Annotated in this window: 9 protein-coding genes; 1 reads left to right on the top strand and 8 read right to left on the bottom strand. The window is 72.2% G+C overall.

From position 1 onward, the window contains the following. Positions 1 to 60: 60 nt before the first annotated feature. On the bottom strand, positions 61 to 1578 hold the full coding sequence (locus ACZ6CV_RS29490) for an acyl-CoA synthetase (protein WP_469253865.1): 1518 nt from the start codon (positions 1576 to 1578) through the stop codon (positions 61 to 63). Positions 1579 to 1695: 117 nt separating this feature from the next. On the opposite strand from ACZ6CV_RS29490, the gene ACZ6CV_RS29495 reads away from it, so the two are divergent. Next, positions 1696 to 4104 carry a penicillin acylase family protein gene (locus tag ACZ6CV_RS29495; protein WP_469253867.1) on the top strand — a complete coding sequence of 803 codons (2409 nt, stop codon included), beginning with the start codon at positions 1696 to 1698 and terminating at the stop codon, positions 4102 to 4104. Between the two features lie 78 nt (positions 4105 to 4182). Here ACZ6CV_RS29495 and ACZ6CV_RS29500 read toward each other — a convergent pair whose 3' ends face one another. The 7 genes from ACZ6CV_RS29500 to ACZ6CV_RS29530 form a co-directional block, all read right to left on the bottom strand. Next, the gene (locus tag ACZ6CV_RS29500; protein WP_469253869.1) at positions 4183 to 5733 is read right to left on the bottom strand and encodes an acyl-CoA synthetase; all 1551 of its coding nucleotides are present in this window, start codon (positions 5731 to 5733) and stop codon (positions 4183 to 4185) included. Beyond that, positions 5730 to 6857, bottom strand: a complete 1128-nt coding sequence (locus ACZ6CV_RS29505; RefSeq protein WP_469253870.1) for an NAD(P)H-dependent flavin oxidoreductase — start codon at positions 6855 to 6857, stop codon at positions 5730 to 5732. Before ACZ6CV_RS29505 ends, ACZ6CV_RS29500 begins: the two co-directional genes overlap by 4 nt. A 161-nt stretch (positions 6858 to 7018) precedes the next feature. Next, complete coding sequence (locus tag ACZ6CV_RS29510; protein WP_469253872.1) at positions 7019 to 8578, bottom strand: phytoene desaturase family protein; 1560 nt, start codon at positions 8576 to 8578, stop codon at positions 7019 to 7021. Positions 8579 to 9154: 576 nt separating this feature from the next. Continuing rightward, positions 9155 to 11389 (bottom strand): serine/threonine-protein kinase, encoded by a 2235-nt coding sequence (locus ACZ6CV_RS29515; protein WP_469253874.1) that lies wholly within the window; start codon positions 11387 to 11389, stop codon positions 9155 to 9157. Beyond that, complete coding sequence (locus ACZ6CV_RS29520; RefSeq protein WP_469253876.1) at positions 11371 to 12363, bottom strand: oxygenase MpaB family protein; 993 nt, start codon at positions 12361 to 12363, stop codon at positions 11371 to 11373. The genes ACZ6CV_RS29515 and ACZ6CV_RS29520 overlap by 19 nt, the downstream gene beginning before the upstream one ends. Positions 12364 to 12489: 126 nt before the next feature. Beyond that, on the bottom strand, positions 12490 to 13137 hold the full coding sequence (locus ACZ6CV_RS29525) for a hypothetical protein (protein WP_469253878.1): 648 nt from the start codon (positions 13135 to 13137) through the stop codon (positions 12490 to 12492). Positions 13138 to 13422: 285 nt separating this feature from the next. Next, positions 13423 to 14622: an acyl-CoA dehydrogenase family protein gene (locus ACZ6CV_RS29530; protein ID WP_362362135.1), complete on the bottom strand. Its 1200-nt coding sequence runs from the start codon at positions 14620 to 14622 to the stop codon at positions 13423 to 13425. Between the last annotated feature and the right edge of the window lie 10 nt (positions 14623 to 14632).

The raw sequence follows: 14632 nt of genomic DNA on the forward strand, positions 1-14632 counted from the left end.
CCGTACGCCCACCTGGAACACCCGTCGTACACCCCACCCCGAACGGGCAGATCCGCCCCGTCAGTCGGTGCGGAAACGGTCCCGCAGGCCCCTCTTGAGGATCTTGCCGCTGGCGTTGCGCGGCAGTTCGTCGACGAACAGGACCCGCTTCGGCGCCTTGAAGTGAGCGAGCTTCTCCCGTGCGTGCGCGATGAGGTCGGCCTCCGTGAGCTCCTTGTCGCCGCGTACGACGACGGCGGTCACCGCCTCGATCCAGCGCTCGTCCGGGAGACCGATCACCGCGGCCTCCGCGACACCCGGGTGCGTGTAGAGCGCGTCCTCGACCTGCCTGGACGCGACGAGGACTCCCCCGGAGTTGATGACGTCCTTCACCCGGTCGACGACGGTGAAGTACCCCTCGGCGTCCCGCACCGCGAGGTCCCCGGAGTGGAACCAGCCGTCGCGGAACGCCTCCGCGGTCTCCTCCGGCTTGTCCCAGTAGCCCTCGCACAACTGCGGTGAGCGGTAGACGACTTCGCCCCGGGTGCCGTCCGGCACCTCGTGTCCGCTCTCGTCCACGACACGGGCCTCGACGAAGAGCACCGGCCGCCCGCAGGAGTCCATCCGTCCCTCGTGTTCGTCGGGCCCGAGGACGGTGGCGAGCGGTCCGATCTCGCTCTGGCCGAAGCAGTTGTAGAAGGCCAGCCCCGGCAGCCGGGCGCGCAGCCGCTCCAGGACCGGCACCGGCATGATCGACGCCCCGTAGTAGGCCTTGCGCAACGCTCCCAGATCACGGCTGGCGAAGCCGGGATGGTTGGCGAGGCCGATCCACACGGTCGGCGGCGCGAACAGGCTGTCCCCCTCCCCCGCCTCCACCAGCTCGAAGATCCTCTCCGGAGCGGGTTCGTCGAGGAGGGTGTTCTCGGCCCCGACCGCGAGGTACGGCATGAGGAACACGTGCATTTGCGCCGAGTGGTAGAGCGGCAGCGAGTGGACGGGCCGGTCGGTCTCCTTGAGGTCCAGGGCCGTGATGGCGCTGGCGTACTCGTGGAGCAGGGCGCGGTGCGTCATCATGGCGCCCTTCGGCAGGGCCGTGGTGCCGGACGTGTAGAGCAGCTGGACGAGTTCGCCCCCGTCGCCCGTACGCACGACCAGGTCTGCCTCGCCGTCCGGGCGCGGGCGGCGGACGCGGGTGAGGAGCGAGTCCGTGGTGTCGCGCAACGAGAGCACCCGGGTGGGGTCCGGCAGCCGGTGCCGCAGGTGCGGGTCGGCCAGGACGGTGGCGCTGCCCGACTGTTCGACGATGTACCTCAGGTCGTCACCGGTGAGGTTCTGGTTGATGGGTACGTGGACGAGGCCCGCCCGTGAGCAGGCCAGGAAGGCGATGACGTACGCGTCGGAGTTGTGCCCGTACGCTCCGACCCGGTCGCCGTGGCGCAGCCCCTCGTCCATGAGGAATCCGGCCGCCGCGGTGACCGCCGCGTCGAGCTCGGCGTACGTCCACGCGCGCTCCTTGTAGCGGAGCGCCACCCGCCGCGGTGTCCGGCGCGCGCTGCGCGCGAGGAGGTCGTCGACTCTGCTGCCACCCGCACCCGTCATGGCGTGATCCTGGGTCCCCCGGGCCCGCGGGTCAAGGGACCGGCGAACGGACGGACCAAATGACCGACCGCTTGGTACGCTCAACCGCCCCTTCCCTGACTCCAGTTGGGAGGCACGATGCGCATCCGCACAAGACGCACGGCGGCGGTGGGGATCACCCTGCTGACGGCGGTGGCCCTGCTCCCGTCGTCCGGCGCGGGAGCCGCGCCCCGGGACGCCCGCCCCTCCGACGGCGGCCTGCACGCCACCATCCGCTACACCGAGTACGGCATTCCGCACGTCCTCGCCGAGGACTACGAGAACCTCGGCTTCGGCACCGGCTGGGCGCAGGCCGCCGACCAGGTCTGCACCCTCGCCGACGGCTATCTGACCGTCCGCGGCGAGCGTTCGCGCCACTTCGGTCCCGACGCCTCCCCCGGCGGCGCGCTGTCGTCCGCGACCACGAACCTCGGCAGCGACCAGTACTTCCGTGGCGTGCGCGAGGCCGGGACCGTGGAGAAGCTCCTGGACCGGCCCGCGCCGGCCGGTCCGGGACGGCGGACCAAGGAGCTCATGCGGGGCTTCGCCGCGGGCTACAACGCGTGGCTGAAGCAGAACCGCATCACCGATCCGGCCTGCGCGAAGGCCGACTGGGTGCGGCCGATCAGCGCGCTCGACGTGGCCCGGCAGGGCTTCGCGGTCCAGGTGCTCGGCGGGCAGGGCCGCGCCATCGACGGCATCACGGCCGCGGCGCCGCCCGCGACCTCGGGCGATCACCGCGCGCCCGATCCGCACCGCACGGCGAAGGCCGCCCGCGAGCTGTTCTCCGCACAGGACGCCGACATGGGCTCCAACGCCGTCGCGTTCAGCGGCAGGACCACCGCGAACGGCCGGGGCCTGCTGCTCGGCAACCCGCACTACCCCTGGCAGGGCGGGCGCCGCTTCTGGCAGTCGCAGCAGACCATTCCGGGTCAACTGAACGTGTCCGGCGGCTCGTTGCTCGGCACGAGCGTGGTCAACATCGGCTTCAACGGCGACGTGGCGTGGAGCCACACGGTCGCCACCGGCGTCACCCTCAACCTCCACCAGCTCACGCTGGACCCGGCCGACCCGACCACGTATCTGGTGGACGGCAAGCGGCACAAGATGACGCAGCGCACGGTCACGGTACCGGTCAAGGACGGCGCGCCCGTCACGCGCACCCAGTGGTGGACCCGGTACGGCCCTGTCGTCACCGGCCTCGGCCCCCAACTGCCGCTGCCCTGGTCCTCGACCACGGCCTACGCGCTCAACGACCCCAACGCCGCGAACCTCCGCGGCAGCGACACCGATCTCGGCTTCGGCACGGCGCGTTCGACCGAGGACGTCCTCAAGGCCCTGCGCACCACCCAGGGGCTGCCCTGGGTGAACACCGTCGCCGCCGACCGCCGCGGCCACTCCCTGCTCAGCCAGTCCCAGGTGCTCCCCCGGATCACCGACGACCTGGCGCGGCGCTGCAGCACCGCGCTCGGCAAGGTCACCTACCCGGCGTCGGGCGTCGCCGTCCTCGACGGCTCGCGCGGCGCGTGCGCGCTCGGCTCCGACAAGGACGCGGTGCAGACCGGCATCTTCGGCCCGTCGAAGATGCCGACCCTCAAGGACGCCCCGTACGCGGAGAACAGCAACGACAGCGCCTGGCTGACCAACGCCGACCAGCCGCTCACCGGCTACGAGCGGATCTTCGGCACGATCGGCACCCAGCGTTCGATGCGCACCCGCGGCGCCGTCGAGGACGTGTCGGCGATGGCGGCGAAGGGCGGCCTCACGGTCCGGGACCTGCAACGGCAGCAGTTCGCGAACCGCGTACCGGCCGCGGACCTCGCGGCCGAGGACGCGGCGAAGGCCTGCGCGGCGCTGCCGGGCGGCACCGCGACGGGCAGTGACGGCAAGACCGTCGACGTGTCGGGTGCGTGCCGGGTGCTGGCCCGCTGGGACCACCGGATGGACACCGGCAGCCGCGGTGCGCTGCTCTTCGACCGCTTCTGGCGGAAGGTGACGGCGGCCGTGCCGAACGCGCAGCTCTGGAAGGTGCCGTTCTCTGCGGCCGATCCGGTGCGCACGCCGAACACCCTCGACACTGCGCAGCCCGGCTTCAGGACCGCCCTGGCCGACGCGGTGACGGAGCTGACCGCCGCGGACATCGCCCTGGACGCGCCGCTGCGGGAGAACCAGTACGTGGTGCGGGGAGGGAAGCGCATCCCGGTCTCCGGCGGTACGGAGTCCCTCGGCGTCTGGAACAAGGTCGAGGCCCAGTGGGATCCCGCGCGCGGTTACACCGAGGTCGTGCACGGGTCGAGCCACATCCAGGCGGTCGGCTGGAACGACGGCCGCTGCCCCGAGGCCCGCACGCTCCTGACGTACTCCCAGTCCTCCAACCCCCTCTCGCCGCACTACAGCGACCAGACGAAGCTGTACGCGAAGGAGCGCTGGGTGACCTCGCGCTTCTGCGAGAAGGACATCCTCGGCGACCCGGCGCTGGAGGTGGTGCGGGTGCGCGAACGCCGTTGAGGCGGTGGGTACTTCGGCTGGTGGTATGGGCGAACCCCTTGCCCGTACCACCACCTGCAGCCCTGTCTTGACGCCCCGTCACACGGCGCGCTCGCGACCCTCCCAGTACGGCTCGCGCAGCCGTCGCTTGTACAGCTTGCCGTTGGGGTCGCGAGGCATCGTCTCGATGAAGTCGACGGTCTTCGGCCGCTTGTAGCCGGCGAGCCGGTGCTCGCAGTAGGCGAGGATCTCGGCGGCCAGCGTGTCGTCGGCCGCGCGGCCCTCGGCCACCTCGACGACGGCCTTGACCTCTTCGCCCCAGTCGTCGTGCGGGATCCCGAACGCGGCGGCGTCGGCGACCGCCGGGTGGGTGAGCAGCGCGGACTCGATCTCGGCGGGGTAGATGTTCACCCCACCCGAGATGATCATGTCGATCTTGCGGTCGCGCAGGAAGAGGTAACCGTCCTCGTCGAGCAGTCCGAGGTCGCCCACGGTGAAGAAGTCGCCGATGCGGTTCTTCTTCGTCTTGGACTCGTCCTTGTGGTACGAGAATCCGCCGGTGGACATCTTCATGTAGACGGTGCCCAGTTCGCCGGGCGGGAGGCGGTTGCCGTCGTCGTCGAAGATGGCCAACTCGCTGATGGGCCAGGCCTTTCCGACCGTTCCGGGCTTCTTGAGCCAGTCCTGCGCGGTGGCGAAGGCACCACCGCCCTCGCTGGCCGCGTAGTACTCCTCGACGCACTCGCCCCACCACTCGATCATGGCGCGCTTCACATGGTCGGGGCAGGGAGCGGCGCCGTGGATGGCATGCCGCATGGAGGACACGTCGTACGCGGCCTTCGTGGCGTCCGGCAGCGCCAGCAGCCGGTGGAACTGGGTGGGCACCATGTGGGTGTGCGTGCACTTGTGCGTGTCGATGAGGCGGAGCATCTCCTGTGGCGTCCACTTGTCCATGAGGACCAGCGGGTGGCCGATGTGCAGGGCGGCGCCCGCGAACTGCAGGACGGCGGTGTGGTAGAGCGGTGAGCACACCAGGTGGACGTTGCCGTCGAAGGGCTTGATGCCGAAGATGCCGAGGAAGCCGCCCAGGTAGGACTCCTCGGGAAGCTTGCCGGAGAGCGGGCGCCGGATGCCGCGCGGGCGTCCTGTGGTGCCCGAGGTGTAGTTCATGACCCAGCCCAGGGTGCGCTCGTCAGGCACCGACTCCGGTTGCCCCTCCAGGAGTTGGGCGTAGGGGCGGAATCCGGGCACGGCTCCGACGGCGTGGCGGTGGCTCGCCGGGAGGCCCGCCTCATCGGCCGCCGCCACCGCGGCGTCCGCGAACTTCTCGTGGGCGATCAGCACCTTCGCGCCGGAGTCGGCGACGATCCAGGCGATCTCCGGGCCGACCAGGTGGTGGTTGACGGGGACGAGATAGAAACCGGCCTGGGACGCGGCGAGGTAGGCGGTGAGGAACTCCACGCCGTTGGGCAGGACGACGGCGAACGCGTCGCCCCGTTCCAGTCCCGCGGCCCGCAGTCCGTGCACCAACTGGTTGACGACGGCGTGCAGTCGGCCCGCCGTCCACTCCTCGCCGTCGGGCGCCACGAGGACGGTCCGGCCGGGGTCGGCGACGGCCTGGGCCCAGAAGCCGTTGGGGGGTGTGCTCACGACTGACTTCCCCTTTCCGCGATGCGGATGACTCGGTCGACGGCCCGCTCGAAGTCGCGGGTCAGCTCGTCGAAGACGGCCTGGACGCTGCGTTCGCTGTTCATCCGGCCGACGATCTGGCCGACCGGGGTGCCGAGCAGCTCCCGCACCTCGTGCTTCTGGATGCGCGACACGGCTTCGGCGACCAACAGGCCCTGCAGCGGCATCGGCAGCGTTCCGGGCCCCTGCGGGTCGTCCCAGGCGTCGGTCCACCGCGTGCGCAGCTGGCGGGCGGGTTTACCGGTCAGGGCGCGGGAGCGGACGGTGTCACTGGAGCCGGCGGCGAGCAGTTTCTGGGTGAGGGCGGGCGAGTGGAGGTCGGCCTCCGTGGTGGTGAGCCACAGGGAGCCGAGCCAGACGCCCTGCGCGCCGAGCGCGAGCGCGGCGGCGATCTGCTGACCGCTGCCGATGCCCCCGGCGGCGAGCACCGGCAGCGGCGCCACGGCCTCGACGGCCTCGGGCGTGAGCACCATGGAGGCGATCTCGCCGGTGTGACCGCCCGCCTCGTACCCCTGGGCCACCACGATGTCGATGCCCGCTTCGGCGTGCTTGCGCGCGTGGCGGGCACTGCCGGCGAGGGCGGCGACGAGGATGTCGTGCTCGTGGGCCCGCCGGATGACGTCGGGCGGGGGCGAACCGAGCGCGTTGGCAAGGAGTTTGATCGGATAGTCGAAGGCGACGTCGAGCTGGCTGCGGGCGACCTGTTCCATCCAGCCGGTGATGCGCCAGCCCGACGCCTCGCCCTCGTCGAGCTCGGGAACGCCGTGCTTGGCGAGGGTCTCCCTGACGAACTCCCTGTGCTCCTCGGGGATCATCGCCTCGATGTCGGCCTCGGTGAGCGGCCGCCCGTCCGCGGCCTCGACCTTCTTGGCCGGCATGACGACGTCGAGCCCGTAGGGCCTGCCGTCGACGTGCTCCTGCATCCAGTCGAGGTCCCTGGCCAGCTCGTCGGGCGCGGTGTAGCGCACCGCCCCGAGCACCCCGAACCCACCCGCCCGACTGATGGCGGCGGCCACCGCGGGGAAGGGCGTGAAGCCGAAGATGGCGTGCTCGATCCCCAGTTTCCTACTCAACTCCGTCTGCATGGGCGCAGGATGCCGCAGGGGCGTGACCGAGGGAAGGGATTTTCTGATGCAGTGTCAGTTTCCTACGACCACAGGCCGTCGACCTGCGTCATGTCACCGTCGCGCCCCGCCCCGGCTCGTCACCGTCGTACCCAACCCCACGAGGCGGGGCACGACATCGGTCACGCGCCCATCGCATCCATCGCGGCCATCGCCGCGTTGTGTCCCGGGATGCCGCTGACGCCGCCGCCGCGTACCGCGCCCGCGCCGCAGAGCAGGATGTTCGGGTGTCGGGTCTCCACTCCCCAACGGCCCGTGCCTTCCTGGGCGTAGGGGAAGGCGAGGTCGCGGTGGAAGATGTTGCCGCCCGGAAGGCGCAGGTCGTGTTCCAGGTCCAGGGGGGTCTTCGCCTCGATGCAGGGGCGTCCCTCCGCGTCGAGGGCCAGGCAGTCGGCGATCGGTTCGGCGAGGTGGGCGTCGAGTTGGGCGAGGGTGGCGGTGAGGAGGTCGGCTCGTACGGCGTCGTTGTCGTGGGCGAAGAGGCGGGCGGGCGTGTGCAGGCCGAAGAGGGTGAGGGTGTGGTGGCCGCTCTCGACGAGGTCGGGGGCGAGGATCGTCGGGTCGGTCAGTGAGTGGCAGTAGATCTCGGAGGGCGGCGCGGCGGGCAGCCGGCCCGCGACGGCCTGGGCGTAGGCGGCGGCCAGCGCCTCGTACCCCTCGGCGATGTGGAAGGTCCCGGCGAACGCCTCGTACGGGTCGACGCTCGTGTCGCGCAGCTTCGGCAGCCGCTTGAGCAGCATGTTGACCTTGAGCTGGGCGCCTTCGGCGGGCGCGGGCGGCTCGTCGCCGAGGAGCGCGGCGAGGGCCTGCGGCGAGGCGTTGACCAGGACGTGGCCGGCGGCCGCGGTGTGCACGCCGTCCTCCGTCGCGTACGTGACCTCGGCGCGCCGCCCGTCGGTGTCGATGCGCGTCACCTCGCACCCCGTGCGCAGCACGGCGCCCGACATCCGCGCCGAATCGGCGATGGCGGCGGTGAGGGCGCCCATGCCGCCGACGGGCACGTTCCAGTCGCCGGTGCCGCCGCCGATGACGTGGTACAGGAAGCAGCGGTTCTGCCGCAGTGACGGGTCGTGGGCGTCGGCGAACGTGCCGATGAGCGCGTCGGTGAGGACGACCCCGCGGACCAGGTCGTCCTCGAAGCGCTCCTCGATCGCGGCACCGATCGGCTCCTCGAAAAGGGTCCGCCACGCCACCTCGTCGTCGACGCGGGCACGCAGTTCCGCGCGCTCGGGCAGGGGTTCGGTGAGGGTGGGGAAGACGCGCCGGGCGACCTCCCCGGTCATGGCGTAGAACTCCCGCCAGGCGTCGTACTCCCGGTGCCCCCCGGTCAGCCGCTCGAAGGCCTGCCGGGTACGGGCCTCGCCCCCGCCGACCAGCAGTCCGGTGGCCTGGCCGGCTCGTTCGGCCGGGGTGTACGAGGAGACGGTGCGGGTGCGGACCCTGAAGTCCAGATCGAGGTCCCGGACGATCTTCTTGGGGAGCAGGCTGACGAGGTACGAGTAGCGCGAGAGGCGCGCGTCGACCCCGGGGAAGGGCCTGCTGGAGACGGCGGCGCCACCGGTCCCGGCGAGCCGCTCGAGCAGCAGCACGGACCGCCCGGCGCGGGCGAGATAGGCGGCGGCGACAAGACCGTTGTGGCCCCCGCCGACGATGACGGCGTCGTACGCATCACGATCAAGCATGGCTCTTCCTAGCACGGAGGGCGCGGGCCTGTGGCCCTCCGCGGTCCGGGCGGGCAGCTGCTCACGCCCAATCGGCCGACGGGACGGCCTGCTTGGGCCCGCCGATTGTCAGTGGCGGCCGCTACCTTCGTACTTGGGTCCAAGTGGGCCCGGTCGCCCGAAATCACCCGAGGAAAACCCCGATGACTCACGTTCGTGGGCACTACCGCCGGGACGGCTCCTACGTCCGACCACACCAACGCCGCAACAGGCCTCGGAGCAGCGCAACCTCCGCTCGCCGCACTGTCACCCGCTCCACCAGCACCCCACTTCCCTCTCCGCCGGGCGCGACGGTGCACGTACGCGGCCACCTCCGCAACGGTGTCCACGTCCGTCCGCACGAGCGCCGGATCAGCCGTCCCGCCGCGGCAGCGGGCGGCGGCGGCGTGCTGGTTGTCGTCCTCCTGATCCTGGCACTACTCGGAGGCGGCGGCACGGGCGCGAAGGAGACCCCGACCAGGCCACCCCTCCCATCCGCCGGCACGCACCGCTAGCGTCTCGCCCCATCGGCGGACCACACCCCGCGCCCCGCCGCTCTCAGTACCCGCCCGTGGCCCACCGCTGCCGGCGTACCGCCACGCTGCGGTAGAGGTCCACCGCCTCGGGGCCGCGGCCCAGTTGTTCCAGGCAGTGGGCCTCGTCGTTGCGGCTCGCCAGGGCGTCGGGGTGGTCGGCGCCGAGGACCCGCTCCCGGGCCGCCGCGACCCTGCGGTACTCGACGAGCGCGTCGGCCCAGCGGCCCAGCCAGCCGAGGCCGACGGCCACCTCGCGGCGGCTCACCAGCGTGTCGGGGTGGTCGGGGCCGAGGACCCGCTCGCGGACGGCGCACACGTCGCCGGCCTCCGCCAGCGCCTCCTCCCAGCGGCCCTGGCGGCCCAGGTTCACGCCGAGTCCGTGCCGGGCCCGCAGCGTCTCGGGGTCGGCGGGGCCGTTCACGCGCGTACGGTCGTCGATCAGGTCGCGGTACAGGTCGAGGGCCTCCGCGCTGCGGCCGAGCCTGCCGAGGCTGATGCCGACCTCGTAGCGGGCGGCGAGCGTGTCGGGATGGTCCGCGCCGAGCGCCCGTGTCCGCGCCTCCGCGACCTCGCGGTAGGTCTCCAGCGCCTCGGGCCAGCGCCCCAACTGGCCGAGCGCGTACGCGACTTCGTACCGTGTGACGAGCGTGTCGGGGTGGGTCGGTCCGAGCACCCGGGCGCGGGCCGCGGCGACCTCCTCGGCCAGCCGGTGCGAGTCCTCCAGGCGGCCGAGGCGGCTCAGGTTGTACGCGAGGTTGTGGCGGCAGCGCAGCGTGTCCGGGTGGTCGGGCCCCGCGGTGCGCTCGCGGGCGGCGAGCACCGAGACGTACGTCTGGTGGGCGTCGAAGTGCCGGCCGAGCTGCCCCAGGACGAAGGCCATCTCCTGGCGGGCGGCGAGCGTCTCCGAGTGCTCGGCGCCGAGCGCGCGCTCCCGGCCCCGCGCGACGCGACCGTACTCGCGCAGCGCGTCGGCGGCGCGGCCGGTGCGGGAGAGCGTGAAGCCCACCTCGTAGCGGCTGGCGAGCGTGTCGGGGTGGTCGGGGCCGAGCGCGTGCTCGCGCTCCGCGGCGACCGCGCGGTGCACCTCGCCCGCCTCGTCCCAGCGGCCGAGGCGCCCCAGACTGAGACCCGCGTTGTGGCGGCTGGTGAGCGTGGCGAGCACCTCCGGCGGCGGCGCGGGCCGTTCGGGTCCACGCGGGGCAGCCGCCCGGCGCGCGTCGACGCGGGGGATCCACTCGCCGGTCAGGCCGGCCGCCGCCTCGGGCGGGGTGGTGCGCAGCGCGGAGGGGCCGCTCGCCTTGTGCCCCGTGGTCATGCCGCGGGTCCAGGAGGGCAGGTGGTCCTCGGGGGACGGCGGCTGCCCGGGGCGGCGGGAGGAGGGCGCGACGGTCGTGACGTACGGCGGCGTGCCGCGGCCCTCGGCGATGCGTCGGCCCAGTTCGTGGGCGTCGCGGGGCCGGTCGGCGGGTTCCTTGGCGAGCAGGTCGAGGACGAGCCGGTCGAAGTAGTCCGGCAGCTCGTCGCGGTGGACGCGGGGCGGCTCGGGCTCGGTGTCGCGATGCCCGACGAGCACGGCCCAGGCGTCCTCCATGTCGAACGGCGGGGCCCCGGTGGCGATCTCGTAGAGCACGCACCCGAGGGAGTAGAGGTCGCTGCGCTGGTCGACGGTGTCCCCGCCGATCTGCTCGGGCGACATGTAGTGCGGCGTGCCCATCGCGATGCCCGTGCCGGTCAGGCGCGAGCTGAAGTCGATGTCGGCGCCGAGGTGGGCGATGCCGAAGTCGCAGATCTTCACCGTGCCGTCGGCGAGCCGCATGATGTTCGCGGGCTTCAGGTCCCGGTGCACGATGCCTTGTCCGTGGGTGTACGCGAGGGCCGCGGCGACCTGGTCGGCGATCTCCACGACGTCGGCGACCGGCAGGGGCTGCTGCTTGCTCTCCTCCATGAGCTCGCTGAGGTTGTGGCCCTCCAGGAGCTCCATGACCAGGTACAGCACGCCTTCGTACTCGCCGAAGTCGTGGACGACGGTGACCCCGCGGTGCTGCAGCGCCGCCGCGACGCGCGCCTCGCGCCGGAACCGCTCGCGCAGCACGCGCGCGAAGGACTCGTCGTGCTGCGGCCCCATCGGTTTGAGGCATTTGACGGCGACCCGGCGGCCGAGCGACTCGTCGCGTGCCCGCCACACCTCGCCCATGCCGCCACGGCCGATCAGATCCAGGAGCCGGTAACGGCCCTGGATCAGCCTCGTGTCCGCCATCTCCCGCTGTCGCCCCCGTTGCTTCGCTGCGCCCTCCCCGGTCCGTCCAGTATGGCGTTCCGTCTGCGGAGTCCGTACGGCGCCGGGCGGCTGCCCGGCCCGAGCCTGGCCATGGCCCGCAGGATGTGCTGGGGCGGAAGTTGCCAGCGTACGCGCGCGGGGACGCGGCGCAGCAGGGTGCCCGTGAGGACCAGCCGACGGGTCACCGCGGCGGGGCGCGGGGCTGCCCTGCCGTACAGCGCGTGGGCGTACGGCGGCAGCGAGGCGTACGCGAGGTTCACCACGCGCCGCCACAGTAGGGCGCGCGCCGGTACGAGCAGCGGGTGCGTGGGCGGACGCTGCAGGAAGTCGTCGACGGCGCGGGCGTCGGCGCCGAGGGCGAGCTCGGGCCGCACCTTCGCGAAGTAGGCGGCGAGCTCGGCCGTCGACGCGGGTACGTCGTCCGGGTCGAGGCCCACGAGCCGGGCGCTCTGCCGGTGTTCGTGGACGTAACGGTCGGCCTGCGCGTCGGTGAGGCGGATCCCCGAGCGGCGTACGACGTGAAGGTAGGAGTCGATCTCCGCGCAGTGCACCCAGAGGAGCAGCTCGGGGTCGTCCACCCCGTAGCGCTCCCCCGTCGCCGGGTCGGTGGCCTTGAGCATGGTGTGGATCTTCCGCACCCGGGCGCCCGCCTTCTCGGCCGCCTCGGTCGTGCCGTAGGTCGTCGTGCCCACGAAGCCGGCGGTCCGCATCAGACGTCCCCAGGCGTCCTTGCGGAAGTCGGAGTTCTCCATGACGCCGCGGACCGCGCGGGGGTGCAGGGCCTGCAGGTAGAGGGCTCGGATGCCGGCGATCCACATCATCGGGTCGGAGTGGATGTGCCACGTCACGGAGTCCGGCCCAAAAAGCCCCGGGTCGGGATCGGGGGCAGGGGCGGGAGCGGGGGCGGAGTGGGAGTCGGGGCCCGGCTCGGGAGGGGGTATGTGCTCGGGCATGGTGAGGCCATCTCCTGACGCGCGGCGGTGCTCGGGGCAGGGCTTCAAGTGTGGCGAGGTTTCCCCCTCGGTTCCAGGTCGCGCCCCACTCCCTGGGGCCGGCCCTACGGGGCTCCGGCTGCTCGGCTAGCCGCTGTCCCGCAGCCGTACCGCCGCCCGCCCCGACGCGGGGTCGCGCTCCAGCACCACGTACCGGCCGAGTACGGCGAGGGCCACGAGGCAGCCGCCCATCTCCAGCCCCTCCTCCACGATCGTGCCCAGCATGAGCACGGTGTTGTAACTGTGTTCGTTCGCCCAGCCGTTGAACGCCTCGGCCAGGAGGGCGCCTCCCAGATACACGGCAAGTGCGCCCAGGATCCCGCGCCGCAGGGTGCGCGGCAGCCTCCGCGCCCACAGCACGGCACACACGGTGCCCACCGCCGCGAGGACCGCGCCCGGCAGGATCCAGGCGTGCGTGGGGAGCGAACCTCCGGCCCACCGCTTCCACGACCGGCCGACCTCACCGAGGCGCTCGTGCAGCGAGACGGTCTCGTCGACGCTGAGCAGTGCGGTCGCGGCGGTGAGCCCCAGCCAGGACAGCCGCCCCGGCCGCGCCGCGCCCCCGCTGAGCAGGGCGGCGATCAGCGCCATGCCCGCCACGGCCAGCAGCAGCGTGCTGTTCCACCAGGTGGCCAGATTGGCCTCGACGTCGACGTTCACCAGTCGGCGGATGGTCGGGATGGAGTCGTAGTGGTTGTACGCGCGGGTGGCGAGGTCGGCGACGAGCAGAGACACGGTGATGCCGGCGGCGAACCATAAGACGCGGCGGGCCGGCGGTCTCGCGCTCTCGGTCGCGCGTCTCTCAGCCGTTGAGGATTCGGTCATGCGTACGAAGATTAGTGGGGCGGAGGGAGGCGGTGGTGACCGGGGGTGGCGGGGAGCCGCGTCCACCGGAAGCAACCACCCCCGGCGGGCCGGGAGTTGCCGGCGACGGTGGCGCGACGGGGCAGGCTGCGACGAAGGCTTCCCAGGGGCACCCAGGGCTGGAGCCCTCAGGAGGTGCCAGCCACGCGCGAGCTCTCAGCGGCGGACCCTCGGCATCCCCAGCCCGATCCACGAGATGATCTCGCGCTGGATCTCGTTGTTGCCGCCGCCGAAGGTGAAGATCACGGCCGAGCGGTAGCCGCGCTCCAACTCGCCGTGGAGGACCGCGCCCGCCGAGCCCTCCTTCAGGGCGCCGGCCGCGGCCACGATCTCCATGAGCCAGGCGTACGCGTCACGGCGCGCCTCGGAGCCGTAGACCTTGACGGCGGAGGCGTCCTGGGGGGTGAGGGTGCCCTCGTGGACGGCGTTCACCATCTGCCAGTTGAGGAGCTTCATCGCGTCGAGCTTGGTGTGGGTGCGCGCGAGGCGCTGGCGGACCCAGCCGAGGTCGATGACGCGGCGGCCGTCGGCGAGCTTCGTGTCCATGGCCCAGCGCTGCACGTCGTGGCAGGCGCGGATCGCCATGGTGCCGTGGGCGGCGAGGGTGACGCGCTCGTGGTTGAGCTGGTTGGTGATCAGGCGCCAGCCCTTGTTCTCCTCGCCCACGCGCCGGGAGGCGGGGACGCGGACGTTCTCGTAGTAGCTGGCGGTGGTGTCGTGCGAGGCAAGGGTGTTGATGACGGTGCAGGAGTAGCCGGGGTCGCTCGTCGGGACCAGGAGCATGGTGATGCCCTTGTGCGGCGGTACGCCCTCTTCGGGCACGGTGGTGCGGACGGCGAGCCAGACCCAGTCGGCGGTGTCGCCGTTGGTGGTCCAGATCTTCTGCCCGTTGACGATGTAGTGGCCGGTCTCCTCGTCGCCCTCCCGGACGGCCTTCGTCTTGAGGGACGCGAGGTCGGTGCCGGCGTCGGGCTCGCTGTAGCCGATGGCGAAGTCGAGTTCGCCGGAGAGGACGCGCGGCAGGAAGTACGCCTTCTGCTCGTCCGTACCGAACTGCATGATCGTCGGGCCGACGGTGTTCAGGGCCATCAGCGGCAACGGGACGCCCGCCTGGGCCGCCTCGTCGAAGAAGATGAACTGCTCCATCGGCGTGAGCCCGCGCCCGCCGTACTCCTTGGGCCAGCCCACCCCGAGCCAGCCGTCCGACCCGAGACGCCGGATGGTCTCCCGGTAGAAACGCTTCTGGGCGGCCGGCTCCCCGTACCGCGCGTAGGCGTTGTCGGGCACCAGCTCGGCGAAGTACGCACGCAGCTCGGTGCGCAACTGCTGCTGCTCAGGCGTGTATTCGAGGTGCACGGCCCCTCCA

Source organism: Streptomyces sp. NPDC041713 (assembly GCF_055591085.1).

Coding starts and splice junctions, on each gene's coding strand:
- ACZ6CV_RS29490 (WP_469253865.1), bottom strand. CDS start 1,578: ATGACGGGTGCGGGTGGCAGCAGAGTCGACGACCTCCTCGCGCGCAGC.
- ACZ6CV_RS29515 (WP_469253874.1), bottom strand. CDS start 11,389: ATGGCGGACACGAGGCTGATCCAGGGCCGTTACCGGCTCCTGGATCTG.
- ACZ6CV_RS29510 (WP_469253872.1), bottom strand. CDS start 8,578: ATGCTTGATCGTGATGCGTACGACGCCGTCATCGTCGGCGGGGGCCAC.
- ACZ6CV_RS29520 (WP_469253876.1), bottom strand. CDS start 12,363: ATGCCCGAGCACATACCCCCTCCCGAGCCGGGCCCCGACTCCCACTCC.
- ACZ6CV_RS29505 (WP_469253870.1), bottom strand. CDS start 6,857: ATGCAGACGGAGTTGAGTAGGAAACTGGGGATCGAGCACGCCATCTTC.
- ACZ6CV_RS29495 (WP_469253867.1), top strand. CDS start 1,696: ATGCGCATCCGCACAAGACGCACGGCGGCGGTGGGGATCACCCTGCTG.